Source organism: Mesorhizobium sp. P2_F5 (assembly GCF_056403715.1).
Genome location: NZ_JBFUEY010000004.1, coordinates 204,286 through 229,391, shown reverse-complemented (window position 1 = coordinate 229,391; position 25,106 = coordinate 204,286). Strand labels below are relative to the sequence as shown.

Here is a 25,106-nt window from a genome sequence, read left to right as displayed (position 1 = left end):
CGGCGGCTACGAGAGGCGGCATGCGGCCAATGACGGGAACCTCGCCAGCCGTCGTTTCGGCAAGCAAACTTGACCTTACCTTTCAGACCAATGACGGTCCGGTACAGGCGCTCTCCAATGTCGACCTGACCATCGGCAAGGGCGAGTTCGTCTCCTTCATCGGCCCATCGGGCTGCGGCAAGACCACCTTGCTGCGCGTCATCGCCGATCTGGAGAAGCCGACATCGGGCACCATCTCCGTCAACGGCATGACGCCGGAGCAGGCGCGCGAGAAACGCGCCTATGGCTACGTCTTCCAGGCGGCCGCGCTTTTCCCGTGGCGCACCATCGAGCGCAATGTCGGGCTGCCGCTGGAGATCATCGGCCTCTCCAGGGCCGAGCAGGCCGAGCGCATCAAGCGCACAATGGAGCTCGTCAACCTGTCTGGCTTCGAGAAGAAATACCCCTGGCAGCTTTCCGGCGGCATGCAGCAACGCGCCTCGATCGCCCGCGCGCTGGCCTTCGACGCCGACCTGCTGTTGATGGACGAGCCATTCGGGGCACTGGACGAGATCGTGCGCGACCATCTCAACGAACAGCTTCTGGAGCTTTGGGGCCGTACCAACAAGACAATCTGCTTCGTCACCCATTCCATTCCCGAGGCGGTGTATCTGTCGACGCGCATCGTCGTCATGTCGCCGCGCCCAGGCCGGGTTACCGACATCATCGAATCGACGCTGCCGAAGGAGCGGCCGCTGGATATCCGCGAGACGCCGGAGTTTTTGGCGATCGCGGCCAGGGTACGCGATGGGCTAAGGGCAGGGCATAGCTATGATGATTGAGGGGGGGCAAGACGGGCTCCCTCCTCTCCCCAACGGGGAGAGGGTGGCCGGAGCGAAGCGGAGGTCGGGTGAGGGGGCGGCGCCGACGCATCCAACCAAGAGGAAGGCCGGGGCAACCGCTCGTGCCCGAGAGCTGCGGTTTGACGAGACAAAGGCCGAATATCGGCTTTGGGGTGAGTTACGGGGCCGTCACCTCAACGGCTACAAGTTCGTAAGGCAAGTGCCACTCGGGCCGTTCTTCGCCGACTTTCTCTGCCGCGAGAAGAGCTTGATCGTCGAAATCGATGGCAGCCAACATGCCGAGTTCCTGACTGATGAAAGCAGAACAACTTGGCTGAACAGCCATGGTTATTCTGTTCTTCGCTTCTGGAATCACGAGGTTCTGGCGGAACGGCGGGCGGTTCTGGATACGATCTTAGCCGTGCTTGAAGGTCAGATACACTCCCCCTCACCCGGCCTTCGCTTCGCTCCGGCCACCCTCTCCCCGGTGGGGAGAGGAGAAGGGGAGCGCTAGATGGACACCTTCCGCGACAAGCTCGTCCCAGTTACCTCCATCCTCCTGGGCGTGGTGGTGCTCTGGTACATCTTCGCCGTCATCCTCAACGCGCCGTTCCAGCGTGATCTCGACCGCCGCGCCAACGAAACCCACGGCACCGTCGAGTTCATCGGCAAGACGCTGTCGCAGCCGAAGCCGACGCTGCCGGCGCCGCATCAGGTGGCGGTGAATTTCTTCGAGAACACCTTTCTGCGGCCCATCACCTCGACCCGCAGCCTCGTCTACAACGCCTGGGTGACGCTGTCGTCGACGCTGCTCGGCTTTGCCTTCGGCACTGCACTCGGCATCATCATTGCCGTCGGCATCGTGCATGTGGCGACGCTCGACCGCAGCCTGATGCCGTGGATCATCGCCTCGCAGACCATTCCGATCCTGGCGGTGGCGCCGATGATCATCGTCGTGCTGGCGGCGATCGGCGTCACCGGGCTGATCCCGAAGGCGATGATCTCGACCTACCTGTCGTTCTTCCCGGTGACGGTGGGCATGGTGAAGGGCCTGCGCTCGCCCGAGCTCATGCATCTCGACCTGATGCACACATACAATGCCAGTGCCTCGCAGACCTTCTGGAAATTGCGCGTGCCAGCCTCGGTGCCGTTCCTGTTCACCTCCATGAAGGTCGCGGTGGCTGCGAGCCTGGTCGGCGCCATTGTCGGCGAACTACCGACCGGCGCGGTCGCCGGCATCGGCGCGAAACTGCTCGCCGGCGCTTATTACAGCCAGTCCATCGATATCTGGTCGGCGCTGGTCGCGGGCTCGGTGGTGGCGGCACTTCTGGTCATGGTGGTCGGCATCGCCGGGCGCCTCGTCGATCGCGCCATGGGCGGGAGGCCGGCATGAACTGGCTGAAGCCATCCTGGCAAGCGGTGCTGGCAATCGTGCTTTGCCTGATTGCGGCCGTGCTCGGCGCGATGTTAAAGCCCGAAGCAGGGGCGGTCGCGCAACCGACTGCGACCATTCATTTCCCCTATCTAGGGGCAAGAGTGTTGATTTTGGGCCGGTTGCTGATCGCGGCGCTGATCTCCATGGTCGCGATCCCTCCAATCGTCGAAGCCGTGGTGTTGTTTATCGGCGCCCATCTGGCCGCTTGGCTATTGATCCGCGGCATAGCCGGTTTCGAAGGCACAGCGCTGGCGCCGTTTTATCTCTTGCTCATCGCCGCTTGGCTGCTCGCATGGCGTTGCGTGACGGTGCTCTCCTCGCTTCATCCCCGGTCGCGCCAAGCAGCCGTGGCGCTGCGCCTCATCATTCCCGCCATCTTCGGCGCCTGGATCCTGATCATCTGGGAAGCAGTGACGCGGGGCGCCGGCATTCCCTTCATCCTGCTGCCGCCGCCCAGCGCTATCGGCGCGCGTATCGCCAGCTCCCTGCCGGTGCTCGGCGCCGATGTCCGCCAGACCATCTTCAAGGCGGTGATCTTCGGTTACGTCGTCGGCAGCGGCGCCGGATTCCTCGTGGCCATCGCGGCCGATCGGGTGCCGTTCCTGCGCCGTGGCCTGCTGCCAATCGGCAACATGGTCTCGGCGCTGCCGATCATCGGTGTAGCGCCGATCATGGTCATGTGGTTCGGTTTCGACTGGCCATCCAAGGCGGCTGTGGTCATCATCATGACCTTCTTCCCGATGCTGGTGAACACGGTCGCAGGCCTTGCCGCCTCCGGCCATATGGAGCGCGACCTGATGCGCACCTACGCGTCGGGCTACTGGCCAACGCTGTTGAAGCTCCGGCTGCCGGCCGCCGCGCCCTTCATCTTCAACGCGCTGAAGATCAACTCGACGCTGGCGCTGATCGGCGCCATCGTCGCCGAATTCTTCGGCACGCCGGTCGTGGGCATGGGCTTCCGCATCTCGACCGAGGTCGGGCGGATGAACATCGACATGGTCTGGGCCGAAATCGCAGTTGCAGCACTGGCGGGTTCGGTCTTTTATGGCGTGGTCGCTCTTATCGAGAGAGCTGTCACGTTTTGGCATCCCTCTGTCCGTGGTGGATAGGGCGGTGGGTTTTGGGTGTTAACTTCAGAGGGTAAAAGCATGAAAAGACTGATTATTCCAGTTCTGGCCGGCGCAATGTCGCTGGCGGCGTTCCAGGCAATGGCCGCCGACAAGGTGACCTTGCAGCTGAAATGGGTCACGCAAGCCCAGTTTGCCGGCTACTACGTCGCCAAGGCCAAGGGTTTCTATGAGGCCGAGGGTCTCGACGTCGACATCAAGCCGGGCGGTCCCGATATCGCGCCGGAGCAGGTGATTGCCGGCGGTGGCGCCGACGTCATCGTCGACTGGATGGGCGGCGCGCTGGCCGCCCGCGAAAAGGGCGTGCCGCTGGTCAACATCGCCCAGCCGTTCAAGAAGGCCGGCATGGAGCTGGTGTGCCCGGCCGACGGCCCGATCAAGACGGAAGCCGATTTCAAGGGCCATACGCTGGGTGTCTGGTTCTTCGGCAACGAGTATCCGTTCTACGCCTGGATGAACAAGCTCGGCCTGAAGACCGAAGGCGGCCCGGACGGCGTCACGGTTCTCAAGCAGAGCTTCGACGTGCAGCCGCTGATCCAGAAGCAGGCGGATTGCATTTCGGTCATGACCTATAACGAGTACTGGCAGCTGATCGACGCCGGCTACAAGCCGGAGCAGCTGACCGTGTTCAACTACTCGGCGATGGGCAACGACCTGCTCGAGGACGGGCTCTATGCCTCGGAAGACAAGCTCAAGGATCCGGCCTTCGAAGATAAGATGGTGCGTTTCGTGCGCGCCTCGATGAAGGGCTGGAAATACGCCATCGACAACAATGACGAAGCCGCAGGCATTGTCATGGACGGCGGTGGCCAGGACGAGAACCACCAGAAGCGCATGATGAGCGAAGTCGCCAAGCTGATCGACAATGCCGACGGCAAGCTCGACCCGGCGACCTACGAGCGTACCGCCAAGGCGTTGCTCGACCAGAAGATCATCACCAAGGCGCCGACCGGCGCCTACACCACGGCCATCACCGACAAGGCGATCAAATAAGCCTGGCCAGCTGTATCTGATCTGTAGAACGGCGCCTCTGGCAAATGTCAGAGGCGCCGTTCCTTTATGGTGTTCATGACGAAGCTGGTCTCGATCGAGGCGACGCATTTCAGCCGTGCGATTTTTTCCTTGATGAAGCGCTCGTACTGGTCGAGGCTGCCGGTCACCACCTTCAGCACATAGTCGCGCGACCCGGTGACGAGGTGACATTCCAGCACCTCTTCCCAGCCGCGGATCGCCTCTTCGAACATGACGATCTCGTCCTCGTTCTGGCGGCTGAGCCTGACAGTGGCGATGGCGACCATGCTCCAACCGAAGGCGGCCGGATCGACCAGCGTGGTATAGCCTCTGATGATGCCGGCTTCCTCAAGCCGCCGCACGCGCCGCAGGCAAGGCGACGGCGACAGGCCGATGCGTTCGGCCAGCTCGTTGTTGGTGATGCGGGCGTCGGCCCGCAATTCACGCAGGATTTTAAGGTCGAAATCGTCGGCTATCTTCTGCTGCAATTTTGGCCACTCCAGGCAATTTGTTGCCGAGATGCAGACATGCGAGGCCGAAAATAGCAAGGACTGCGCGATGGGGATCGCATAAATTGCCGCGCAGCATCCCTCAAAAAGGCAGGAAAAACCATGACCGCGCCCCGCCCGTCGAAAACCCACATCGGCAACCACAAGCTCCATCCGGAGACGCTGATGCTGAGCTATGGCTTCGATCCGCAGCTGTCGGAGGGCGCCGTCAAGCCGCCGGTGTTCTTGACCTCGACCTTCGTGTTCAAGTCGGCGGAAGAGGGACGCGACTTCTTCGATTACACGTCCGGACGCAAGGAACCACCGAGCGGCACGGCTTCCGGCCTGGTCTATTCGCGCTTCAACCATCCCAACTCAGAGATCGTCGAGGACCGGCTGGCGATCTATGAGGGGACGGATGCCTGCATCCTGTTCTCGTCGGGTATGTCGGCGATCGCCACGACCTTGCTCGCCTATGCCCGGCCGGGCGATGTCATCCTGCATTCGCAGCCGCTTTACGGCGGCACCGAGACGCTGCTGACACGCACGCTGTCCGGCTTCGGCATTGGCGCTGTCGGCTTTGCCGACGGCGTCGACGAGAAGGCGGTGCGCGCGGCTGCTGACGCTGCCGTGGCGAAAGGGCGCGTGTCGGTGATCCTGATCGAGACGCCGTCGAACCCGACCAACAGCCTGGTCGATATCGCGCTGATCAGAAAGATTGCCGACGAGATCGGCAGCAAGCAAGGATCGACGCCGATCGTCGTCTGCGACAACACGCTGCTCGGCCCGGTGTTCCAGCGGCCGATCGAACATGGCGCCAATGTCTCGGTCTATTCGCTGACCAAATATGTCGGCGGCCATTCCGACCTGATCGCCGGTGCCGCCATGGGCAGCAAGGCGGTGACCAAGCCGATCAAGGCGCTGCGCGGCGCCATCGGCACGCAACTCGACCCGCATTCCTGCTGGATGCTCGGCCGCTCGCTGGAAACGCTGTCGATCCGCATGGAGCGCGCCAACGACAATGCGCGGCTCGTGGCCGAATTCCTGCGCGACCACGCCAAGGTCGAGAAGGTGCATTATCTGCCGTTCCTCGGCGAGGATACGGCTGCGGGCCGCGCCTACAAGGCGCAGTGCAGCGGCGCCGGCTCGACCTTCTCCTTCGACATCAAAGGCGGCGAGAAGGCCGCCTTCGCCTTTCTCAACGGGCTGCAGATCTTCAAGCTGGCGGTGAGCCTCGGCGGCACGGAATCACTCGCCAGCCACCCGGCGGCCATGACCCATTCCGGCATTCCCTTCGATGTACGTCAGCGCATCGGCGTGCTGGAGACCACGGTCAGGCTGTCTATTGGCGTCGAGCATCCGGACGATCTGATCGCCGACCTGACGCAGGCGCTGGCAGGGGTCTGACGGCTGTTCTTTTGGCGACCGGAAGGGGCGAGAGATCGCCCCTTTTTGGTGCTCCCGGTCACAAAACCGTGTGCGGGGAAACATTGCGCCGCCCAGTCGTTTCAGTAGAGGCATGCGCGCGCCCGGGGGAGCCGCGACGCATGTGACATGCAATCGGAGGTTCTTCATGCGCGCACAATCTTTCCTGCCAGTGCTTTCGGCGCTGGCCATTTCGACCGCTTTCCTGTTCGCATCCCCGGCCATGGCCGAGGTGGTGAAATACAAGGCAACGCTTGATGGCAGCCAGCAAAGCCCACCCGTCACCACAAAGAGCAAGGGAACCGCCACTCTCACATTCGACACCACCAAGAAGAAGCTCAGCTGGAACGTCAAATATTCCGGCCTCAGCGGACCGGCAACGGCGGCGCACATTCATGGCCCGGCGGCGATGGGTGCGAACGCAGCTCCCGCTATCCCGTTCAAAGGCAAGCTCAAGAGCCCGATCAAGGGATCGGCGGAACTGACCGACGCGCAGGCCGCCGACCTGGCTGCCGGCAACTATTACGTCAATGTCCACACTGCGGCGAACAAGGATGGCGAGATCCGCGGCCAGATCGAGGCGGCTAAGTAGGGGCGGATAGAATTGCGATTGTCGGCGGGACAGCGCCCCCCTCTGTCCTGCCGGACATCTCCCCCACTTGGGGGGAGATTGGCCTTCACCGGTGCCGGCTCTCTGTTTTGCAGCGCTGAAAATTTGGCGAAACAGTCGCGAAGTCCGATCTCCCCCCTCGTGGGGGAGATGTCCGGCAGGACAGAGGGGGGCGCGAAGGAACTCGGCTTTCGCTCTTAGAGCACTCAGCTCTTGTCGCGGATTTGCGTCATTGTCCGGGTCGGGGTGATCGCTTCGGGATCGAGCCTGATCTCGACGATCGCCGGCTTACCGCTGGCCCGCGCACGCTCGAAGGCGGGCGCGAAGTCGGCCGTCTTCTCGACCGTCTCGCCGTGACCGCCATAGGCACGTGCAAGGGCGGCGAAGTCCGGGTTCTTCAGGTCGGTGGCGACGACGCGGCCGGGATAATCACGCTCCTGGTGCATGCGGATGGTGCCGTAAATGCCGTTGTTGACGACGATGACGATGATCGGCAAGCCATACTGGACGGCGGTGGCAAATTCCTGGCCGTTCATCAGGAAGCAGCCGTCGCCGGCAAAGGCGATCACGGTGCGGTCCGGATAGAGCGCCTTGGCGGCCACCGCGGCCGGGGTGCCGTAGCCCATCGAGCCGGAGGTGGGCGCGCCTTGCGTGGCAAAGCGGCGGAAGCGGTGGAAGCGATGCACCCAGGTGGCGTAGTTGCCGGCGCCGTTGGTCAGGATGGCGTCGTCGGGCAGAACCTTTTCGAGATAGTTCATGATCGGTCCCATCTGGACCGGGCCGGGGCCGCTTTCCGGCGGCGTCGACCAGTCGAGATAGGCAGCATGTGCTTTCGCTGTCTCGTCCGCCCAAACCGGCGATCCCGAAGGTTTGCGTTTGGCAAAAGCCTCGACGAAAGCCGAGGGCGAGGCGTTGATGGCCAGGGTCGGCCGGTAGACGCGGCCGAGTTCGCCGGCATCGGCATGGACATGCACCAGCGTCTGGTCGGGATAGGGGCTCTTCAGCAACGTATAGTCGGAGGACGGCATCTCGCCCATGCGGCCGCCGATCAGCAGCACCAGGTCGGCCTGCTTGATGGCGGTGGCCAGCTTCGGATTGATGCCGATGCCGACATCGCCGGCATAGTTCGGGTGCAAATGATCGAACAGCATCTGGCGGCGGAAGGAGCAGCCGACCGGCAGCGACCAGGTCTCGGCGATGGTGCGCATTTGTGCCACCGCTTCCTCGTCCCAGCGTGTGCCGCCGAGGATGACGAAGGGACGCTTGGCCTTGCCGAGCAGTTTCTCCAGCGCGTCGAGTTCGGCTTCGCCGGGGCGCGTTTCGACCGGCGTGTGCGGCAAGGCCGCGGGCGCCTCGACCAGGCTGGTCAGCATGTCTTCCGGGAGCGAGATGACGACGGGACCGGGGCGGCCGGATGTCGCGACCGCAAAGGCGCGGGTGACGAATTCGGGGATGCGGGCGGCATCATCGATCTCGACCACCCATTTGGCGATGTCGCCGAAGAAGCGCTTGTAATCCACTTCCTGGAAGGCCTCGCGCTCCTTGGCGTGGCTGGCGACCTGGCCGATGAACAGGATGACGGGTATCGAATCCTGCATGGCAATGTGAATGCCGGCGGACGCATTGGTGGCGCCGGGGCCGCGGGTGACGAAGCAGATGCCGGGTTGGCCGGTCAGCCGCCCCTGGCAGTCGGCCATCATGGCGGCGCCGCCTTCCTGGCGGCAGACAATGGTGCGGATCTTGGAATCGTGCAGCGCGTCGAGCACCGCGAGATAGGATTCGCCCGGCACGCAGAAGATGCGGTCGGTGCCGTTCGCTTCCAGCGCGTCGACGATCAGTTGTCCGCCGGTCTTCATTTTCCAGACTTCTCCAGTTCGGCAAGGATTTCTTCGGTGTGTTCGCCCAGGCGCGGCGAGGGACGCTCATAGACCAGCGGTGTGCCGGACATCACCATCGGCGCGCGCACCGAGGGCAGACGGTTGCCATGGCCGTCATCGAGGTCGAGTCGCATGCCGCGCGCAATGGTCTGCGGGTCGGCGAACATCTGGCCGATATTGTTGATCGGGCTTGCCGGCACGCTTGCCGCTTCGAGCTTGGCCAGCAGCGGGTCGCGGTCCCAATTCTTCAGCGTCTCGATCATGTGCTCGCGCAGTTTCGCCCGGTTGGCGACGCGTGCGGGATTGGTGGCGAAATCGGGATTCGCTGAGAGATGGTCGAGCCCGACGGCAGCGCAGAATTTGGCGAACTGGCCGTCATTGCCGACCGCCAGGATGATGTGGCCGTCCCTGACCGGCACAACCTCATAGGGGGCGATGTTCATATGCGCGTTGCCCATCTGCACCGGCGATTTGCCGGAGACGAGATAGTTGAGGTTTTGGTTGCCGAGTGCCGAGATCTGGGTGTCGAACAGCGCCATGTCGATGTGCTGGCCGTCGCCGGTCTTTTCCGCATAACGAAGGGCTGCCTGAATGGCGATGACTGAATAGAGGCCGGTGAAAATGTCCGAGATGGCGACGCCGGCCTTTTGCGGCTCGCGACCGGCCTCGCCGGTGATCGACATCATGCCGGCCATCGCCTGGATGATGAAGTCGTAGCCAGCACGTGGGGCGTACGGCCCGTCCTGGCCGAAGCCGGTGATCGAACAGTAGACAAGCTTTGGGTTGATCGCCTTCAGGCTCTCGTAATCGAGACCGTATTTTTTGAGCCCGCCCAGCTTGAAGTTCTCGATCAGCACATCGGCCGTGGCGACAAGCCGGCGCACTGTCGCCGCCCCCTCGGGCGTCGAGAAATCGACCGCGATGGAACGCTTGCCGCGGTTGCAGGAATGGTAATAGGCGGCCGACAGGTTCTCGCCGTCATGGCTCATGACGAAGGGCGGGCCCCATTTGCGGGTGTCGTCGCCGCCATCTGGGCTCTCGACCTTGATAACATCGGCGCCGAGATCGGCCAGCAGCTGCCCGGCCCATGGCCCGGCCAGGATGCGGGCCAGTTCGATAATTCGGACGCCCTTCAGCGGAGGTTCAGCCATAAATCACCAGATGGGTCGGAAGTGCAGCCTCTATCAACACCCGATGCGGCTGTCACGAGGCTTGCGCTGGGCCAGCGACGTCACCGTTTCAGCACGCTGTCGGCCCACGCGACGAAATCGTCCATGACGATGTCGCGGTTCACCTCGTTCAGGCTTTCGTGGCGGGTGTCGGCGTAAACCTTTGAAACCAGATGCGAAAAGCCCATCCCGCGCATGCGTTTGGCGAGATGATCGATGCCCTTGCCATAGTCGGAAGCCGGATCTTTTTCGCCGCCGACGATGCTGACGGGGAGGTCGCGCCTTATGCCGGCAAAGCCGGAATCCTTGCCGCCGTTCTGCGCCATCTCTACGACGTCGCGCCACATCGAGATAGAGGCGTCCCAGCCGCAGAGCGGATCGGCGATGTATTTGGCCACTTCCGCCTCGTCGCGCGACAACCAGTCGAACAGCGTCTTGTGGTTGGGCACCGCCTTGCCCCAGGCCTGGAAGGTCAGCTTGGGCAAGATGCGTGACGGAACGTCGGAGCCGAGCCTGAAGCGCTCGTAAGCGAGGATGGCGAGCGCCAGCTGACCAAGCAGGCCAGCTGAGAAATTGCCGTTCCAGATCGCGGCGGCGTGGACGCGTGGCGAGTGCGCCAGGAGGTAGTTGAGCGCCACCGACGCGCCCATCGAATGGCCGAACAGGATGACCGGCAGGCCGGGCTGTTCCTTCGCGATCAGGTCGTGGACGGCGTCGACATCGGCGATGACCTTGGCGCGTCCGTCCGTGCCGGCGAACCTGCCGAGCGGGGCATCGGGCGCCTTGGTCGCGCCGTGGCCGCGATGGTCGTGGACGTAGACATGGATGCCGCGCGGCGCGAGGTAGTCGGCGAAGCGGGCATAGCGTGCGGCATGCTCGGCCAAGCCGTGATTGATCTGGACGACCGCGCTCGGAGAGCCGCTCGCGTGCTTCACATAAAGGTTGAGCGTGGCCCCGGTCGGTGAGGCCAGCGTCGTCTGCCTGTCAAATGCCATGTCTCGCTCCCGTCGGCGACTGTTGGGCGACGGCGCGACCGACGTCAAGGGGAGGTCGGGAAGCGCCAGCCGCACCTTGTGGAGATTGTTTTTACGGCGGACGAAAGAAATCGTAATTCTGACATGTCGTACGTTTCTAGCTTGCGGCATTAAACGCTAGGAGTGCTGGAATGCGGATATCGGCGATATGGGCTGCGGTGTTGGTGGCGCTGGCCGGCGCAGGCATGGCGCAAGCCGATGTGAAGATGAGCGGCTCGTTCGTGGCCGATGCCGCATGTCCGGCGACACAGGCGATCAAGAGCGGCAAGAACCCGGGCAATATCTCGACTGCGGCCGGACAGAGCTACGATCTCCTGGCCGGCAACAAGGATGCGCCGACGCATTACCTCATCCGCGTGCCCGGCGCCGATCCGGAGCGTCGCTGGGTCAAGATCAGCTGTGGCCATGTCTCAGGCGGTAGCGCCTCCACCCAGCCGGCCGCACCCGCCGATCAGGGCAAGCCTGCAGCTTCGGGAAAGCCTGAATATGTCTTTGCGCTGAGCTGGCAGCCGGCCTTCTGCGAAACCAGGTCGAGCAAGCCCGAATGCCAGGCGCAGACGGCGGGCGGTTTCGACGCGTCGCATTTCACCTTGCACGGCCTGTGGCCGCAGCCGAACGGCAATTTCTATTGCCAGGTGCCGGCGAGTGACAAGGCCAATGATAATCCGGCCCATTGGGCCGATCTGCCGCCGGTCGATCTCGATGCCAACACGCGCGCCGAGCTCGATCAGGTGATGCCGGGCACCGCCTCCAAGCTCGAGCGGCATGAGTGGATCAAGCACGGCACCTGCTACGGCAAGAGCCAGCAGGAGTATTTTGCCGAAGCGTTGAACCTGATGCGGGCGGTGAATGCCTCGCCGGTGCGTGAGCTCTTCACCAAGAATGTCGGCAAGCAGCTGACTTCGGACCAGATCCGGAGCGCCTTCGACAGCGCCTTCGGCAATGGAGCCGGCGCGCGGGTGCGCGTCTCTTGTCTGGTCGATCCGTCGAGCGGCAGACGGCTGATCGGCGAGCTGACGCTCGGCTTGACTGGTCCGATCAGCCCGGACAGTTCGCTGGGCAGTCTGATGCTCGCCTCGGCGCCGACGACCAAGGCCGGCTGCCCGAAGGGCTCGGTCGATGCGGCCGGGTTCCAGTAGGATATCCGTCTGTCGCTTGGCGGCGGCGCGGTGATAGGGTCAGGACGCATTTCATTCGGCGGGGTGGCGATGAGTGGCATGACATCGGGCGCGCTGGCGCGGCTGGCTTTCTGGGCCAGGGGGATGACCGCAATCCAGGACGGCCGCGTGGAGTGGCCGGGCTTTTCCTATACGGACGCCGAATGGGCGCGCATGCGCGTGCTTGCCGCGCCGATCGGGGCCGGCCGCTACCAGCTGTTCACGATGGTCAACGCCGCGATCTTCATTGCCATCGCCGCGCTTGGCATCGTCTGTGTCTTCCTGCCGCTGGCAACCCTGTTGTTTCCGGTGCCGGCCGAGACCAGCGCGCTCAAATTCTCGGCTCTGCTAGCGGCTTGCGCCTTCCTCATCATAGGCCTCGGCCTGCCGATCTCGCTGCGTCTGTCCAGTGCGCTCATGACCTCCAGCGAGATGCGCGCCGGTCTTGTCGCGGAAGCTGGCGACGAGGCACTGGCGGCAAAAGTGTCCTGGCAGATCAACCGTATCATGCTCATTATGTGCGGCCTGCTGGTGCCGGGCATCCTGCTGTTCATCGCCTATGATATCGATGCCGGTCCGATCATCACCACGCTGAAATGGCTGGCGATCGCACTGATGGGCGTTTCGGTCGCGGTCGGCGCCCTGCAACGGCGCAAACGGAGCTGACAGGATTAGGCTTTAGCCGCCGATGCCGCGTGTGAGTGTCCGCGCGCCGAAATCTTCGGCATCGTCCCGCGCCTCGCCGATGACACGGTCGCGGCCGGTGGACTTGGCCTTGTAGAGACGTTCGTCGGCAAGGGCGAAGAGATCGGCGAGCGAACCGACGGTGTCGTTGACGGTGGCAATGCCGGCGCTGACGCTGATGTCGAAGCGGTTTGCGGACGCCTTGACCGCATGGCGGATGTTTTCGCCAAGCAATCTGGCGACCGGATGCGGTTGCGGGCAGAGGATGGCGAATTCCTCGCCGCCGATCCTGAAGACCTGGTCCTGCGCGCCGGCTGCCTGGGTCAGCACCTGGGCGATCGATCTCAGCACCCTGTCACCCTCGGCATGGCCGAAGCGATCGTTGATCGATTTGAAATGATCGACGTCGACGATCACCAGGCTGAGCGGCTGGGCCGTGCGCAGGCTGACGGCAACCGACTTTTCGCCATCGCTGTCAAAGCGTCCCCTGTGCAACAGGCCGGTGAGGCCATCGCGGCCGACATGTTCGACCAGGGCTTCGTAGCGCTCGCGATAGGTCAAGGTGTCGAAGACGTCGGACAACCCACGCGCTGCCACGACCTGCCGCGTCTCAAACCATCTGAGGTAGGCGACAAGCATGGCGCTGTAGGCAAAAGCGGCACCCATCTTGGCGAACCAGCCGCCGAAGAAGACCATGATCGGCGCGCCGGCAACGAAATGCAGGGCGGTGAAAAATCCGGCCTGGTCGAAGGTGAGCACGCAGGCGACCGAAATCAGGATGCGGGAGAATGGCGCCTTGCGCAGATAACGCCCGAGCTTTTCGTAAAGCAGTATGATCAGGATGGCGTCGATGAAGAGCAGTGTCGTGCCCCACACCATCAGCCAGCCCATCTGGTCGATGAAGCCGATATCGGGAAGCTTGCCGCCGGAAAGAGCCGAAATGTCATGCAGGCGCAGGATCAGCACCAGCCCGATCATCAAGGCGTTGCCCAGCAGCAAGCCATAGATGGGCTGTCGTACCTTTGCCGCGTCTTCCTTCATGTAGAGCAGAAGCAGCATCACCAGCTTGCCGGAAAACAGCACCGCCGAACCCGGCGAGACCATGCCGAAGGGCAAAGCGACGTAGAAGACGCTGGCGAGGTAGGTTTCCAGGAAATGCATGGCGCCGAGCGCGCAGACGAAGACGCCGAGGCCGATGCGATCCCTGAGGCGGAACAGCGTGACCATGACACTGAAGTAGACCACCGCTTCGGCAAGGAGCAGGAAACTGTTCAGCACTGCCGTCGGTCCGATCTCTATTCTCTCGATCGCGGAAGGCCAGCGATCCCATCCGATCCTGTTTTGACTCTGAAGGGTTAAAAGGAGATTTCAGCACGCCTGCGACCGGCGGAAAACTTGGGAGACAGCGCACATCGGGCTTGAAATGGCGAAAGCGATTGCCGTTCGGCCCGGCATCGCCTACATAGCGCGCAACCTCCATCCAATCCGACATTTTCGGTCAACTGTCAGGGAAAGCGCGCGTGGCACGCCAGTTCATCTATCACATGGCCGGCCTCAACAAGGCCTATGGCACCAAGAAGGTGCTCGAAAACATTCATCTGTCCTTCTACCCGGACGCCAAGATCGGCATCCTCGGCCCCAACGGTTCGGGCAAGTCGACGATCCTCAAGATCATGGCCGGGCTCGACAAGGAGTGGAACGGCGAAGCCTGGCTCGCCGAAGGCGCCACCGTCGGCTATCTGGCGCAGGAGCCGGCGCTCGATGCGAACAAGACGGTGTTCGAGAACATCATGGAAGGCGTCGCCGCCAAGACCGCCATCATCGAGCGCTACAACGAATTGATGATGAACTACTCCGACGAGACGGCGGACGAGTCCGCCAAGCTCCAGGACGAGATGGACCGGCTCAACCTGTGGGATCTCGAACAGCAGGTCGAGATGGCGATGGAAGCGCTGGGCTGTCCGCCCAAGGATTCCGAAGTCACCAAGCTGTCGGGCGGCGAGCGCCGCCGCGTCGCGCTCTGCCAGCTCTTGCTGCGCCAGCCCGACCTGCTGTTGCTCGACGAACCGACCAACCATCTCGACGCCGAGACGACGGCGTGGCTGGAAAAGCATCTGCGCGCCTATCCAGGTGCTGTGATGATCATCACCCACGACCGCTACTTCCTCGACAATGTCACCGGATGGATCCTCGAGCTCGATCGCGGCCGCGGCATTCCCTATGAGGGCAACTACACCAAATACCTCGAAGCCAAGGCCAAGCGCCTCAAGCAGGAAGGCCGCGAAGACGACGCCCGCCAGCGCGCCATCGGCCGCGAGCGCGAGTGGATCCAGTCCTCGCCCAAGGCTCGCCAGACCAAGTCGAAGGCGCGTATCCAGGCCTTCCAGGATCTGCTGGATGCAGCCGACAAGCGGCGTCCGACAGACACCCAGATCGTCATCCCGCATGGCGAGCGGCTCGGCAATGTGGTGATCGAGGTCGACGGCCTGTCGAAAGGCTTTGGCGACACGCTTTTGATCGAAGGGCTGGAATTCAAGCTGCCGCCGGGCGGCATTGTCGGCGTCATCGGTCCGAACGGCGCCGGCAAGACGACGCTGTTTCGCATGATCACCGGCCAGGAAAAGCCGGATGCCGGCTCTGTCCGGGTCGGCGAGACGGTCAAGCTCGGCTATGTCGACCAGAGTCGCGATGCACTCGATCCGTCAAAGACCGTCTGGGAAGAAATCTCGGGCGGCGCCGAAGTGGTCAAGCTCGGCAAGTTCGAGGCCAACACGCGCGCCTATTGCGCGTCGTTCAACTTCCGTGGCGGCGACCAGCAGCAGAAGGTCGGCAACCTCTCCGGCGGCCAGCGCAACCGCGTGCATCTGGCCAAGATGCTGAAGACCGGCGGCAATGTGCTGCTGCTCGACGAACCGACCAACGATCTCGACACGGAAACGCTGGCGGCGCTTGAAGACGCGCTGGAAAACTTCGGCGGCTGCGCCGTCATCATCTCGCACGATCGTATGTTCCTCGACCGTTTGGCGACGCACATCCTCGCCTTCGAGGGTGACAGCCATGTCGAATGGTTCGAGGGCAATTTCGAGGACTACGAGCAGGACAAGATCCGCCGGCTCGGCCCCGAGGCCGTCAACCCGCACCGCATGACCTACAAGAGGCTGACGCGGTAAGGCTGGCAGCGATCCGTTGCAGGCGATGTTCGTTTGACCTAAATTGATCAGGTGGAGTCGTCCATGATCACAGTCAAACTGCCGCAAAAAGCCGAGAAGCTGCTGGCCGATATGGCAAAGGCCAGCGGCCGCACTGTCGATCAGGTCGCAACCGAAGCGATCCTTGAGGCGATCGAGGATTGGTATGATGCCGCGATCGCGGATGAACGCCTGAGAGACGATGACGGTGTGCGCATCCCGCTGGATGACGTGATGCGGAAGCTCGAACGTCGTGAAATCGAGGAGCGTCGCAAGAAGCCTGCCGCTGAATGACTTGGCGTGTCGAGTTCACGCCTCGCGCCGAGAAAGACATCGAACGGCTTTCCACGAAAGATCAACGGCGCATCTTGGAGTTCCTGAACCAGAGAGTTTCGGCGCACCCCAATCCGAGGGCCCTGGCCAAACGCCTGACGGGCACCAAGGAAGAGGCTTGGCGGTTTCGCGTCGGGGACTACAGGATCATCACTCAGTTCCAGGACAGCCGGCTTGTCGTGCTGGTCGTGGAGGTCGGCAATCGTCGTGAGGTCTATCGATGAGCAGCACAACAAAAAAACCCGATTGGTCGGCCGCCCAATATCTGAAGTTCGAGGATGAGCGCACGCGGCCGGCGCGTGATCTCGTCGCGCAGGTGCCGGTCGACTTTCCGCGCCGGGTCGTCGACATCGGTTGCGGGCCGGGCAATTCGACCGAGCTGTTGGTCGAGCGCTGGCCGGATGCGCAGGTTAGCGGTTTCGACACCTCGCCCGACATGATCGAAAAGGCGAGGGCGCGCCTGCCCAGCGTCAATTTCGACCTTGGCGATGCCTCGACTTGGCAGCCGGCCGAGCCGGTCAATGTCATCTTCGCCAACGCGGTGTTCCAGTGGTTGCCCACGCATCCGGCTGTGTTCCAGCGGCTGATGGGCTTTCTCGCGCCCGGCGGTGCGCTCGCCGTCCAGATGCCCGACAATCTGATTGAACCCTCGCATCAGCTGATGCGCGAGACCGCGGCCGAAATGCCGTTCACCGCCAAGATGGCGGGGGCCGCGCGCGGGCCGTTGCCGCCGGTGTCGTTCTACTACGACCTGTTGTCGCCGCTCTCCGACCGGGTGGATATCTGGCATACGGCCTACAATCATCCGCTCGCCGACGCCGAAGCGATCGTCGAGTGGGTGAAGTCGACGGGGCTGAAGCCCTTTCTCGATCCGCTGGACGCTGGCGAGCGCGAGATGTTCCTCGACAGCTACACGGCCAAGATTGCCAAGGCCTATCCGAAGACCGCGAACGGCAAGGTGCTGCTGCGCTTCCCGCGCATCTTCATCGTCGCCAAGCGGGCCGGTTAGTGCTCTGGCGAACGCCGCCAATGCCCTCGGCTTAAGCCGGCGTAAACCGGCCGGGTGAGAAAAGTGTTGCGCCGAGCCTCTTCGTCGCCCACATGAGAACGACAACGCCTGCGCATGAACGGACTGGATATGCATCGCGTCATCATCAGCGGCATCGGCGTTGAAATCCCTGAAGCCAAGATCACCAATGAAGAACTGGTCGCCAGCTTCAATGCGTGGGTCGACACGGAAAATGCACGCCGGCAAGGCACGGACGAGACGCTGCTGCAGAAATCCGACAGCGCCTTCATCGTTCATGCCTCCGGCGTCCAGACGCGCCATGTCATCGAGCGGGAAGGCATTCTCGACCCCACCCGCATGGCGCCGCGCATTCCGGCGCGGCCTGACGATGCGCTGTCGCTGCAGGCCGAGTTCGGCGTTGCCTCGGCAAAAAAAGCGCTCGACCATGCCGGCCTGAAGCCGTCCGACATCGACCTGGTGATCTGCTCGTCCTCGCACCAGCAGCGGCCCTATCCGGCGATCGCCATCGAAATGCAGGAGGCGCTGGGCACCAAAGGCGCCGGTTTCGACATGGGGCTTGGTTGCTCGTCGGCGGCCGCCGCTCTGCACATCGCGGTCAATCTGGTGCGGACGGGCGCGCACAAACGCGTGCTGGTGGTTACCCCGGAGATCATCACCGGCCATCTCAATTTCCGCGACCGGCAGACGCATTTCATCTTCGGCGACGCGTCGGTGGCGATGGTGGTCGAGGGGCTGGCCAAGGGTGAAAAGCGGCCGGGGCGTTTCGAGGTGCTGGACACGCGCACCTGGACGCAGATGTCGAACAACATCCGCACCAATCTGGGCTACCACACCCGCACCGCCCAGGACGATCCCTACATGATCAACCTTGAGGGCAATCTGATCAAACAGGTCGGCAACAAGGTGTTCAAGGAAGTGACCGTCGCCGGCCACAAATTCATCGTCGAGTTTCTGGCCGAGCATGGGCTGACGCCGCAAGCCGTCCGGCGCTTCTGGCTGCATCAGGCCAATGCGCGGATGAACGCCATGATCCTGAAGCTGGCCTTCGGCCACGAGGTCGACCATGACCGCGCGCCGATGGTGCTGGAGCGGCTCGGCAACACCGCCGGCGCCGGCGCCATCATTGCGCTTTCGGAAAACCACGCCGACATGAAGCCCGGCGATTTCGGCGTGCTGTGCGCCTTCGGCGCAGGCTATTCGATTGGCGGCGCGCTGTTGCGAATGCTCTGAAGCGGCCTTGTCAGGCTGGCGTGAACGGCACCAGCATCGGCACCCGTCCGGCATAGTCGTCATACGCGCTACCCAGTTCGCCGCGCAGAAAACGCTCTTCCAACCTTGCCTTCACGACGATGCCGACGGTGAGGAAGACCGCGCCGGCGATGCCCCAGACCGTGCCCTTGGCCGCCATAGTGGCCAGGATCGCCAAGAGCAGTCCGGTGTAGATCGGATGGCGGACCAGCCCGTAGGGACCGGTGTCGACAACACGGTGCTCGGCCTTGGCCGTCACCGAAGCCGACCAGAGACGGCCGAGATGCAGCCGCGCCCACCAGGCGAATATCAGGCCAATGGCGATGAGCCCGACGCAGATCCACGCCTCGGCAAGGGTCGGAAACCAGAGCCTCAGCCGGCCGGCATAGCCATGCGCGGGAATGAACAGCAGCACCGCACCGATCATCCACAAAGCGCGATACCGAAGCTCCGCCTGGATGCCGGCGCGCTTTTTTGCCGGATCGGACCAGAATGCGGCTAGAAACCAGGACACGACCCAGATCAGCCAGAGCAATGTGATTGCCGTCACCGGTCGCATGGGAGGCCTCCACAGACTGTCTCACAATGAAGCCGGTGGAGCACGGCGGCAATGCGGCGCAATACGGAACCCGGTGCCGCTTTCCGGTAAGAAGATCGTGATCCGCGCTCACGGGCCGGAAAACATCCACTGCACGCCAAAGGCATCGACCAGCATGCCGAAACTGGTTCCCCAATGTTGCCGAGCCAGAGGCACGGTGATCCGGCCGCCTGCGGCCATGCGGTCGAAGAGCTCGCGCATTGCGGCCAACTCATCGAACTCCAGCATCATGGCTGAGCCTTTCATCGGCTCCGCATCGTCATTGTCGGAAGCATGAAACAGCACGCCCGGACCTTCGAAACGTGCATGCAGCACCTTTCCGCGCATGGCTTCGGTCCGCACCGGCATGCCGTTGTCGCCCCAGCGCAGCAGGATCGTTCCCCGGCCAAGCCCACACTGCTCGTAGAAGGCCAGCGCCGGCTCGCAATTGGTGGTGAAGAACAGCGAAGGGGAGAGCCGCATCATATCGTTCCTTGTCAGATCAATGCGCGGCGGCGGTTGCGGCCGCCATGAGCGCGTCGCCGGTATACTGCCTGTCGCCAATGCCCCAGCCGCCATCGAGCGCGTTGACGATGTTGATCCAGGTGTTTTCGGGCCTGTGATCGGGTACGCAAAGCTCGGCGACAATCGCTGCAGCAGCGGCGATGAAGGACTTTCGGGCCTCGATCGATGCTAGGCCGACATTGGGCAGTTTCAGTTCGACCATGACGACAGGCCGATTGGCGCCGCCGGCATAGATGTGGTGCGGCGGCAGGATATGGACCGTGCCACCGACGATCGCGGTGAAGAACGAATTGCCGGTGGCGCCGGAAGCTTCGATCAGGGCCGCACTGAGACGCGGAAGGATCTCGCGTTCTCCGGCTGGGGTCAGTACGCCTTGCGGTGCGGTTACGGTGATGGGCATTTTTCTATCCTCTCCTCGCATGGCCTTGCAGTTGCTGCTTGCCATGTTTCGTATCGATTGTTACGTTACGTGGAGAAGGTGAGTCAACAGGTTTCGTATCGATCGCTATGGATAGTTTGGAAAAGCCGCGTGGCGGCCGGCCGCGTGCGTTCGATGCCGACCGAGCGCTGGATGCGGCAATGCACCTGTTCTGGGAGCACGGCTATGAGGCGACGTCGCTGGCCATGCTGCGCGAAGCGATGGGGCTGACGCCGCCGCAGATCTACAATGCCTTCACCGACAAGGAGACCTTGTTCCGCAAAGCGCTTGAGCGTTACCACCAGACCGAGATCGGCTTTGCGCTGGAAGCACTGAGCGCGCCGGTGCCGACCGGGGAGGCGATCCGGCGGTTGCTGCTGGGGGCAGCGGAGGCCTATTCGAGGCCTGGCAAGCCCGGCGGCTGCCTGTTCGTCAGCGGTGCGCTGGCGACCTCGCCGCAGGCACAGGCCATTGCCGATGAGCTCAAGACCTATCGCAAGGCGAGTGAGGCGGCGATCGCGGGGCGGCTGGCGCAAGGCAAGGCAAGAGGCGACCTGCCGGAAGGTTTCTCGGTCGAAGGGTTCGCCAAATACCTGGCCGGGACCATGAACGGCATGTCGATCCAGGCGCGGGACGGCGCTTCGGTGGAAGAGCTGCGCGCTCTGGCTGAAACCGCTCTTGCGGCTCTGCCGAGCGGAGGGCAAAAACGAGCGCATGAATCAAAAACAGAACGCCACGCTGGACCTCTTCCCAGAGTCTGAGAAGCCGGTCGAAATCATCCCTGCCAGGAAGCTGTCCGCCAAAGTCGCGGCGCTCTACGTCGCGCCGTCAGATCATTTCCAGACGCGCCCGGTGGAAGCATTGCAGCTCGGTTTCGATGGCATATCAGGCGATTTCCACGCCGGCGCGACGCGGCGCTCCGGCGGGCGGGAGCCGTGGTATCCGCGCGGCACTGAAATGCGCAACGAACGGCAAATATCGATCGTGGCGGCGGATGAACTCGCCGTCGTCGCCGCGCGCATGGGCCTTGCAGAAATCAAGCCGGGATGGATCGGCGCCAATCTGGTGATCGAAGGCCTGCCGCATCTGTCGATGCTGCCGTCAGGCACGCTGCTGTTCTTCAAAGGCGGGGTGACCATCAAGGTCGACGCACAGAACGGGCCGTGCCGGCTCGCCGGGCGTTCAGTCGCCGAGAATGCCGGCATGGCCGATCACGAGGCCGGCGCGCTGGCCTTCCCGAAGGCGGCGAAGCGGTTGCGCGGCCTGGTTGCCTGGGTCGAGAAACCGGGCCGCATCACGGTCGGCGAAGAGATTTCCGTTCGCTTGCCGGAGCAGTGGATCTATCAAGCCTAGTTCCGGGCAGAGATACGGCTGCGTCGCCGGAGCGACGCAGCCGGATACCTCAACGCGTTCAAGCCGCCTTGCGGTTCTTCTTGGCGCCCTGCGCCTCGACGGAAACGTGGTCCCACTTTTCCCAGAGCGCGATGCGGTTGGCGTATTCCTGCTTGATCATCGGCAGGCCGCCATCGCCGAAGAACACGCGCAGCGGCGGCTCTGCGGCATCGACGATGGCCAGCATCGCCGGTCCGGTGGCCTCGGGGTCGCCGGCAACGGCGCGGCTGCGGCGCTCGGCCATGGCGGCGCGGGCAGGCGCGTAAGCCTCGATCGGCTTGGAAACCTTGGCCGAAGCGCCGGACCAATCGGTGGAGAAGCCGCCCGGCTCGACCAGCGTGACATGGATGCCGAACTCGGCGACCTCGATGTTGAGCGACTGGCTGAAGGCTTCCAGCGCCCATTTCGAGGCGTGGTAGAGGCCGAGCGAGGCAAACGCGTTGACGCCGCCGATCGACGAGATCTGGATGATGTGGCCGGAACGCTGCGCCCGCATGATCGGCAAAGCGGCCTGGGTGACCCAGAGCGCGCCGAAGACATTGGTCTCGATCTGGTCGCGGGCTTCCTGTTCGCTGACCTCCTCGATGGCGCCGAAATGGCCATAGCCGGCATTGTTGATGACGACGTCGAGCCGGCCAAAGCGCTTGTGCGCCTCCGCTATCGCCGTATCGACGGCCTTCTTGTCGGTGACGTCGAGTTTTATCGCGGCGATGTTGTCGCCATATTTCGCGACGAGATCGGCGAGCGTGCCGGCATCGCGCGCGGTTGCGGCGACCCGATCGCCACGAGCGAGCGCTGCCTCGGCCCAGACGCGGCCAAAACCTTTCGACGATCCGGTGATGAACCAAACCTTTGATGTCATGATGTGGAATCCTTGCCCGTGCGGGCCGTGAATTGGGACGGAAACGGAGGCTTCTCCGTTTCTGCCATATACGGTGCATCCCGCGATTTTCCAGAGGCGAGGGGAAATCTTTTTGAGCCTGCCGGTTGAGCAACGCTCGGCTGGTCAGGGATAGCGCACCGGGCTCGCCCAGGCCGGGTCGTCATGCTTTTGCCAGTAGAGCGCCATCAACCGGCTGGTGATTGCGCCTATCTTGCCGTCGGCGACAGGAACGCCGTCGATCACCGTCACCGGCATGATGCCGCCGGCGGTCGAGGTGATGAAGACTTCGTCGGCAGCCTTCAGCGCGGCAACGCTGACATCGGCCGGGGCGGCGGCAAGGCCGGCTTCGGCGCAAAGATCGAACACGGTGCGTCTGGTGATGCCGGGCAGTACACCGACAGCGGGCGTAATCAGGCTGCCGTCCTTGACGCAGAACACGTTGAAGCCGGGCCCTTCTGCAACATTGCCGTTGAAGTCGAGGATCAGCGCGGTCTCGGCGCCACGGTCATAGGCATCGTAGAGGCCGCGCACCAGATCAAGCCAGTGGTAGTTCTTGATCGCCGGGTCGATCGAAGCCGGCGGGATGCGCACCTTGTCGCTGATGGCGACATGCAGGCCGCGCCGCAACTGCTCGGCATTGGCAACCGAGCCGAAGGGAACGGCGAAGGCCATGAAGCGGTTGACCGCCTGGCGCGGGTCGCGGCTGAAGGTTGGCGAGGCGCCGCGCGTGCACAGCATCTCGACATAGGCGGCACGGTGGCCGGACAGCGCCACGCAATTGTGCAGGATCTCGGCCACGCCATCGCAGTCGAACGGGATCGTCATGCGCAGCTTCTCCAGCCCGCCGAAGAAGCGGTCGAGATGCAGGTCGAGCCGGAAGAAGCTTCCGTCCCAGACATGGACGGTGTCGTAGGTGGCGTCGGAATGCAGAAAGCCCCAGTCCAGCACCGAGATTTTTGCCTGCGACATCGGCAAATACTGGCCGTCGAGGAAGGCGATGCCGTCGGGATAGGAATGCGGGTCGATGTGGCAGTCTGACAGAGTTGGCAGTGGCACAATACTACCGGCAGCGGCGCTTCGGTTCATGGTGATTGGTCCCTTCGGCTCAATGCGGCATGGTCAGGCTAGCAACCTTCGGCCGATGCCATAGAGCCACCCGGGCAACGCCGTTTGTCCTAGGTCGGATATTGGATATGCCTTAGGGTCTGCCTTGAAAATATCCGGCCGGGAGGGGCAAAATGGGCAGATTTTTTCAGACGATCATCTTTGCAATTTTCCTCGTCTTCGTCACTGGCGAAGCCTTTGCGCAATGCGCTCGCGAGGGCGAGGAGCTGTGCCAGAACGGCCAGACCTATCGCTGTGAGAAGACGGGCAGCGAATTGACGCCGATCTTCCAGAACGTGCCTTGCGTGGTCAACGCGACGGGGCTGAACGGTATCTGGACCGGCAGCGGTCATCAAAGTCCTGCCGGGGCTGCCGGCGCGGACTGGGCAATCGCCATGACCATTGGCGACGGCGCTGCGTCGATCGACTATCCTTAGCTTGGTTGCGGAGGATCGCTGACCCAGATTTCTCGCGACGACAGCTCGGCGGAATACAGGGAGAACATCACCTACGGTCAGGATAAGTGCATCGACGGCGGCGGCATCACCGTTCGGTTTTTCAAGGGGAACCTGTCCTGGACCTGGGTCGGGCAGGCCGACGGCCAGCCCTACAACGCCGTTGCCGTGCTCAGCCGGCAATAGCTGAGGTCATTCTTCTTCATCGTCGGCGTCGAGCAGGCGCGTGGCGCGCCAACGGGTCAGCACCTTGTTGGTCTGCTCGATGACGAAGAACCGCGCCGAGTCGCGGTCATAGCCTTCCGCCAGCAGCTTCTCATAGTCGGTATGGCCGTGCCTGATATGGGCGATCGTCGCCAGCCACACGGCAATGCTCGGCGGCAATGTCTTCATATGCACCGCACCGGCCTCGGTGCGGATTTTTTCCATATCGGCATAGGGCGCCAGCGGCAGCAGCGCGGTCAGCGCCTTGGCAATGGCGCGGCGGCGGCCGGTGGGGGCGCTCATTTCTCGTCGCGTCCGGCAATGGTTGCCTCGGCAAAGGCATCGGTCGAGGCGAAATAGGGCTTGATGTCGATCACCGGCGTGCCGTCGAGCACATCGATGGCGTCGATGTCGATGCGGCCGGTATCGATGTCGACGGCGATCAGCTTGGCTATGTGCAGCCCGATCGGATTCGGCCGGGCAGGGGAGCGCAGTGAGAAAACGCCTTTCGGTTCAGCTGCATGGCGGGGTTTTTGCACAATCAGTCGCCGCGGCGCGTGATGCAGCCAGGACAGGATGACGATGTGGCTGGCGCGCTCCAGGGCAAGCAGGCCATCGCGATAGGGTGGGTCGATGAAAACCGTCGCCGCCTGTCCCGTCTCGCGGGCCGCGCGCATGTTCTTCGGGCAGCTTTCCCGCGTGGTCCATGGCGAGCCGATGCGGCCGATGAACACGACATGGCCATCCGGCGGCATGTCAGCCGGGTCGGTCTGCAGGAGCTTTTCGCCGTCGCGCGTCTCGAACATGCTTTCGCCTAGCACAGGTTTCCACTCGATCGTGACGGAAAAGCGCTTCCCGCCCATGGGGGCCATGCGTGCGGCATTTTCTTGTCAGGAAGCGACATAGGTCTT

General features: G+C 63.2%; 29 protein-coding genes. 17 read left to right on the top strand and 12 right to left on the bottom strand.

The genetic code is table 11. The annotated features are described in order from the left end of the window. Positions 1–29 precede the first annotated feature (29 nt). The 5 genes from AC1DYO_RS07700 to AC1DYO_RS07680 are packed head-to-tail and all read left to right on the top strand — an operon-like array spanning position 30 to position 4,376. Positions 30–821, top strand: a complete 792-nt coding sequence (locus AC1DYO_RS07700) for an ABC transporter ATP-binding protein (RefSeq protein ID WP_477262439.1) — start codon at positions 30–32, stop codon at positions 819–821. Further along, positions 811–1,335, top strand: a complete 525-nt coding sequence (locus tag AC1DYO_RS07695) for an endonuclease domain-containing protein (protein ID WP_477261879.1) — start codon at positions 811–813, stop codon at positions 1,333–1,335. Before AC1DYO_RS07700 ends, AC1DYO_RS07695 begins: the two co-directional genes overlap by 11 nt. Beyond that, positions 1,336–2,214, top strand: a complete 879-nt coding sequence (locus AC1DYO_RS07690) for an ABC transporter permease (RefSeq protein WP_477261877.1) — start codon at positions 1,336–1,338, stop codon at positions 2,212–2,214. Continuing rightward, positions 2,211–3,365 carry an ABC transporter permease gene (locus AC1DYO_RS07685; protein ID WP_477261876.1) on the top strand — a complete coding sequence of 385 codons (1,155 nt, stop codon included), beginning with the start codon at positions 2,211–2,213 and terminating at the stop codon, positions 3,363–3,365. The genes AC1DYO_RS07690 and AC1DYO_RS07685 overlap by 4 nt, the downstream gene beginning before the upstream one ends. A gap of 39 nt (positions 3,366–3,404) precedes the next feature. Then, entirely contained in the window at positions 3,405–4,376 is a 972-nt protein-coding gene (locus AC1DYO_RS07680) for an ABC transporter substrate-binding protein (RefSeq protein ID WP_477261874.1), read from the top strand. 47 nt (positions 4,377–4,423) lie between these two features. On the opposite strand, the gene AC1DYO_RS07675 is transcribed toward AC1DYO_RS07680, so the two are convergent. After that, positions 4,424–4,882: an Lrp/AsnC family transcriptional regulator gene (locus tag AC1DYO_RS07675; RefSeq protein WP_181055704.1), complete on the bottom strand. Its 459-nt coding sequence runs from the start codon at positions 4,880–4,882 to the stop codon at positions 4,424–4,426. 123 nt (positions 4,883–5,005) lie between these two features. Between AC1DYO_RS07675 and AC1DYO_RS07670 the strand changes: the two genes are divergently transcribed. After that, positions 5,006–6,289 carry a cystathionine gamma-synthase family protein gene (locus AC1DYO_RS07670; RefSeq protein ID WP_477261871.1) on the top strand — a complete coding sequence of 428 codons (1,284 nt, stop codon included), beginning with the start codon at positions 5,006–5,008 and terminating at the stop codon, positions 6,287–6,289. 166 nt (positions 6,290–6,455) lie between these two features. After that, positions 6,456–6,899, top strand: coding sequence for a CHRD domain-containing protein (locus AC1DYO_RS07665; protein ID WP_477261869.1), 444 nt, complete (start codon positions 6,456–6,458; stop codon positions 6,897–6,899). Positions 6,900–7,123: 224 nt separating this feature from the next. Here AC1DYO_RS07665 and AC1DYO_RS07660 read toward each other — a convergent pair whose 3' ends face one another. From AC1DYO_RS07660 to AC1DYO_RS07650, 3 genes are all read right to left on the bottom strand, one after another. Next, on the bottom strand, positions 7,124–8,773 hold the full coding sequence (locus AC1DYO_RS07660; RefSeq protein WP_477261867.1) for a thiamine pyrophosphate-binding protein: 1,650 nt from the start codon (positions 8,771–8,773) through the stop codon (positions 7,124–7,126). Next, a complete protein-coding gene (locus AC1DYO_RS07655) occupies positions 8,770–9,945 on the bottom strand; it encodes a CaiB/BaiF CoA transferase family protein (protein ID WP_477261865.1) in 1,176 nt (391 codons plus the stop codon). The genes AC1DYO_RS07660 and AC1DYO_RS07655 overlap by 4 nt, the downstream gene beginning before the upstream one ends. 80 nt (positions 9,946–10,025) lie before the next feature. After that, entirely contained in the window at positions 10,026–10,958 is a 933-nt protein-coding gene (locus tag AC1DYO_RS07650; protein WP_477261863.1) for an alpha/beta fold hydrolase, read from the bottom strand. A gap of 170 nt (positions 10,959–11,128) precedes the next feature. Between AC1DYO_RS07650 and AC1DYO_RS07645 the strand changes: the two genes are divergently transcribed. Beyond that, a complete protein-coding gene (locus AC1DYO_RS07645; RefSeq protein WP_477261861.1) occupies positions 11,129–12,136 on the top strand; it encodes a ribonuclease T2 family protein in 1,008 nt (335 codons plus the stop codon). 69 nt (positions 12,137–12,205) lie between these two features. Next, the gene (locus AC1DYO_RS07640) at positions 12,206–12,820 is read left to right on the top strand and encodes a hypothetical protein (RefSeq protein WP_477261859.1); all 615 of its coding nucleotides are present in this window, start codon (positions 12,206–12,208) and stop codon (positions 12,818–12,820) included. A 12-nt stretch (positions 12,821–12,832) separates the two neighbouring features. On the opposite strand, the gene AC1DYO_RS07635 is transcribed toward AC1DYO_RS07640, so the two are convergent. Continuing rightward, positions 12,833–14,116, bottom strand: a complete 1,284-nt coding sequence (locus AC1DYO_RS07635) for a GGDEF domain-containing protein (RefSeq protein WP_477261857.1) — start codon at positions 14,114–14,116, stop codon at positions 12,833–12,835. A 242-nt stretch (positions 14,117–14,358) separates the two neighbouring features. Between AC1DYO_RS07635 and ettA the strand changes: the two genes are divergently transcribed. The 5 genes from ettA (at position 14,359) to AC1DYO_RS07610 (ending at position 18,619) form a co-directional block, all read left to right on the top strand. Next, positions 14,359–16,008: an energy-dependent translational throttle protein EttA gene (ettA, locus tag AC1DYO_RS07630; RefSeq protein WP_477261855.1), complete on the top strand. Its 1,650-nt coding sequence runs from the start codon at positions 14,359–14,361 to the stop codon at positions 16,006–16,008. 63 nt (positions 16,009–16,071) lie between these two features. Next, positions 16,072–16,320, top strand: a complete 249-nt coding sequence (locus tag AC1DYO_RS07625; protein ID WP_477261853.1) for a DUF6290 family protein — start codon at positions 16,072–16,074, stop codon at positions 16,318–16,320. Next, entirely contained in the window at positions 16,317–16,583 is a 267-nt protein-coding gene (locus tag AC1DYO_RS07620; RefSeq protein ID WP_477261851.1) for a type II toxin-antitoxin system RelE family toxin, read from the top strand. Before AC1DYO_RS07625 ends, AC1DYO_RS07620 begins: the two co-directional genes overlap by 4 nt. Next, positions 16,580–17,368, top strand: coding sequence for a trans-aconitate 2-methyltransferase (gene tam, locus AC1DYO_RS07615; RefSeq protein ID WP_477261849.1), 789 nt, complete (start codon positions 16,580–16,582; stop codon positions 17,366–17,368). Before AC1DYO_RS07620 ends, tam begins: the two co-directional genes overlap by 4 nt. Before the next feature lie 129 nt (positions 17,369–17,497). Further along, positions 17,498–18,619 carry a beta-ketoacyl-ACP synthase III gene (locus AC1DYO_RS07610; RefSeq protein WP_352803789.1) on the top strand — a complete coding sequence of 374 codons (1,122 nt, stop codon included), beginning with the start codon at positions 17,498–17,500 and terminating at the stop codon, positions 18,617–18,619. Between the two features lie 10 nt (positions 18,620–18,629). Here the strand turns inward: AC1DYO_RS07610 and AC1DYO_RS07605 are convergent, their stop codons facing one another. The 3 genes from AC1DYO_RS07605 to AC1DYO_RS07595 form a co-directional block, all read right to left on the bottom strand. Further along, a complete protein-coding gene (locus tag AC1DYO_RS07605; protein ID WP_477261847.1) occupies positions 18,630–19,196 on the bottom strand; it encodes a methyltransferase family protein in 567 nt (188 codons plus the stop codon). A 108-nt stretch (positions 19,197–19,304) separates the two neighbouring features. Then, positions 19,305–19,697 (bottom strand): VOC family protein, encoded by a 393-nt coding sequence (locus tag AC1DYO_RS07600; RefSeq protein WP_477261845.1) that lies wholly within the window; start codon positions 19,695–19,697, stop codon positions 19,305–19,307. A 19-nt stretch (positions 19,698–19,716) separates the two neighbouring features. Next, on the bottom strand, positions 19,717–20,139 hold the full coding sequence (locus tag AC1DYO_RS07595) for a hypothetical protein (protein ID WP_477261843.1): 423 nt from the start codon (positions 20,137–20,139) through the stop codon (positions 19,717–19,719). A 179-nt stretch (positions 20,140–20,318) separates the two neighbouring features. On the opposite strand from AC1DYO_RS07595, the gene AC1DYO_RS07590 reads away from it, so the two are divergent. Further along, complete coding sequence (locus AC1DYO_RS07590) at positions 20,319–20,918, top strand: TetR/AcrR family transcriptional regulator (protein ID WP_477261841.1); 600 nt, start codon at positions 20,319–20,321, stop codon at positions 20,916–20,918. Continuing rightward, positions 20,872–21,510, top strand: coding sequence for an MOSC domain-containing protein (locus AC1DYO_RS07585; RefSeq protein WP_477261839.1), 639 nt, complete (start codon positions 20,872–20,874; stop codon positions 21,508–21,510). Before AC1DYO_RS07590 ends, AC1DYO_RS07585 begins: the two co-directional genes overlap by 47 nt. Positions 21,511–21,568: 58 nt before the next feature. Here the strand turns inward: AC1DYO_RS07585 and AC1DYO_RS07580 are convergent, their stop codons facing one another. Together AC1DYO_RS07580 and AC1DYO_RS07575 are read right to left on the bottom strand one after the other, a co-directional pair. Further along, positions 21,569–22,411 (bottom strand): SDR family oxidoreductase, encoded by an 843-nt coding sequence (locus AC1DYO_RS07580; protein ID WP_477261837.1) that lies wholly within the window; start codon positions 22,409–22,411, stop codon positions 21,569–21,571. Positions 22,412–22,555: 144 nt separating this feature from the next. Then, entirely contained in the window at positions 22,556–23,518 is a 963-nt protein-coding gene (locus AC1DYO_RS07575; RefSeq protein WP_477261835.1) for an aminotransferase class IV, read from the bottom strand. 152 nt (positions 23,519–23,670) lie between these two features. Here AC1DYO_RS07575 and AC1DYO_RS07570 point away from each other — a divergent pair, with 152 nt between their 5' ends. Continuing rightward, positions 23,671–23,973, top strand: a complete 303-nt coding sequence (locus AC1DYO_RS07570; protein WP_477261833.1) for a hypothetical protein — start codon at positions 23,671–23,673, stop codon at positions 23,971–23,973. A 210-nt stretch (positions 23,974–24,183) separates the two neighbouring features. Here AC1DYO_RS07570 and AC1DYO_RS07565 read toward each other — a convergent pair whose 3' ends face one another. Then, positions 24,184–24,498 (bottom strand): DUF2293 domain-containing protein, encoded by a 315-nt coding sequence (locus AC1DYO_RS07565; protein WP_477261831.1) that lies wholly within the window; start codon positions 24,496–24,498, stop codon positions 24,184–24,186. Continuing rightward, positions 24,495–25,001 carry a tRNA (N6-threonylcarbamoyladenosine(37)-N6)-methyltransferase TrmO gene (tsaA, locus tag AC1DYO_RS07560; protein ID WP_477261829.1) on the bottom strand — a complete coding sequence of 169 codons (507 nt, stop codon included), beginning with the start codon at positions 24,999–25,001 and terminating at the stop codon, positions 24,495–24,497. Before tsaA ends, AC1DYO_RS07565 begins: the two co-directional genes overlap by 4 nt. Positions 25,002–25,106: the final 105 nt, after the last annotated feature.

What these genes read in the sequence shown, in the direction of transcription:
- AC1DYO_RS07700 (WP_477262439.1), top strand. Translation starts at nt 30, where the DNA reads ATGACGGGAACCTCGCCAGCCGTCGTTTCGGCAAGCAAACTTGACCTT.
- AC1DYO_RS07695 (WP_477261879.1), top strand. Translation starts at nt 811, where the DNA reads ATGATGATTGAGGGGGGGCAAGACGGGCTCCCTCCTCTCCCCAACGGG.
- AC1DYO_RS07690 (WP_477261877.1), top strand. Translation starts at nt 1,336, where the DNA reads ATGGACACCTTCCGCGACAAGCTCGTCCCAGTTACCTCCATCCTCCTG.
- AC1DYO_RS07685 (WP_477261876.1), top strand. Translation starts at nt 2,211, where the DNA reads ATGAACTGGCTGAAGCCATCCTGGCAAGCGGTGCTGGCAATCGTGCTT.
- AC1DYO_RS07680 (WP_477261874.1), top strand. Translation starts at nt 3,405, where the DNA reads ATGAAAAGACTGATTATTCCAGTTCTGGCCGGCGCAATGTCGCTGGCG.
- AC1DYO_RS07670 (WP_477261871.1), top strand. Translation starts at nt 5,006, where the DNA reads ATGACCGCGCCCCGCCCGTCGAAAACCCACATCGGCAACCACAAGCTC.
- AC1DYO_RS07665 (WP_477261869.1), top strand. Translation starts at nt 6,456, where the DNA reads ATGCGCGCACAATCTTTCCTGCCAGTGCTTTCGGCGCTGGCCATTTCG.
- AC1DYO_RS07660 (WP_477261867.1), bottom strand. Translation starts at nt 8,773, where the DNA reads ATGAAGACCGGCGGACAACTGATCGTCGACGCGCTGGAAGCGAACGGC.
- AC1DYO_RS07655 (WP_477261865.1), bottom strand. Translation starts at nt 9,945, where the DNA reads ATGGCTGAACCTCCGCTGAAGGGCGTCCGAATTATCGAACTGGCCCGC.
- AC1DYO_RS07650 (WP_477261863.1), bottom strand. Translation starts at nt 10,958, where the DNA reads ATGGCATTTGACAGGCAGACGACGCTGGCCTCACCGACCGGGGCCACG.
- AC1DYO_RS07645 (WP_477261861.1), top strand. Translation starts at nt 11,129, where the DNA reads ATGCGGATATCGGCGATATGGGCTGCGGTGTTGGTGGCGCTGGCCGGC.
- AC1DYO_RS07640 (WP_477261859.1), top strand. Translation starts at nt 12,206, where the DNA reads ATGAGTGGCATGACATCGGGCGCGCTGGCGCGGCTGGCTTTCTGGGCC.
- AC1DYO_RS07625 (WP_477261853.1), top strand. Translation starts at nt 16,072, where the DNA reads ATGATCACAGTCAAACTGCCGCAAAAAGCCGAGAAGCTGCTGGCCGAT.
- AC1DYO_RS07620 (WP_477261851.1), top strand. Translation starts at nt 16,317, where the DNA reads ATGACTTGGCGTGTCGAGTTCACGCCTCGCGCCGAGAAAGACATCGAA.
- tam (WP_477261849.1), top strand. Translation starts at nt 16,580, where the DNA reads ATGAGCAGCACAACAAAAAAACCCGATTGGTCGGCCGCCCAATATCTG.
- AC1DYO_RS07610 (WP_352803789.1), top strand. Translation starts at nt 17,498, where the DNA reads ATGCATCGCGTCATCATCAGCGGCATCGGCGTTGAAATCCCTGAAGCC.
- AC1DYO_RS07605 (WP_477261847.1), bottom strand. Translation starts at nt 19,196, where the DNA reads ATGCGACCGGTGACGGCAATCACATTGCTCTGGCTGATCTGGGTCGTG.
- AC1DYO_RS07600 (WP_477261845.1), bottom strand. Translation starts at nt 19,697, where the DNA reads ATGCGGCTCTCCCCTTCGCTGTTCTTCACCACCAATTGCGAGCCGGCG.
- AC1DYO_RS07595 (WP_477261843.1), bottom strand. Translation starts at nt 20,139, where the DNA reads ATGCCCATCACCGTAACCGCACCGCAAGGCGTACTGACCCCAGCCGGA.
- AC1DYO_RS07590 (WP_477261841.1), top strand. Translation starts at nt 20,319, where the DNA reads ATGCACCTGTTCTGGGAGCACGGCTATGAGGCGACGTCGCTGGCCATG.
- AC1DYO_RS07585 (WP_477261839.1), top strand. Translation starts at nt 20,872, where the DNA reads ATGAATCAAAAACAGAACGCCACGCTGGACCTCTTCCCAGAGTCTGAG.
- AC1DYO_RS07580 (WP_477261837.1), bottom strand. Translation starts at nt 22,411, where the DNA reads ATGACATCAAAGGTTTGGTTCATCACCGGATCGTCGAAAGGTTTTGGC.
- AC1DYO_RS07575 (WP_477261835.1), bottom strand. Translation starts at nt 23,518, where the DNA reads ATGAACCGAAGCGCCGCTGCCGGTAGTATTGTGCCACTGCCAACTCTG.
- AC1DYO_RS07570 (WP_477261833.1), top strand. Translation starts at nt 23,671, where the DNA reads ATGGGCAGATTTTTTCAGACGATCATCTTTGCAATTTTCCTCGTCTTC.
- AC1DYO_RS07565 (WP_477261831.1), bottom strand. Translation starts at nt 24,498, where the DNA reads ATGAGCGCCCCCACCGGCCGCCGCCGCGCCATTGCCAAGGCGCTGACC.
- tsaA (WP_477261829.1), bottom strand. Translation starts at nt 25,001, where the DNA reads ATGTTCGAGACGCGCGACGGCGAAAAGCTCCTGCAGACCGACCCGGCT.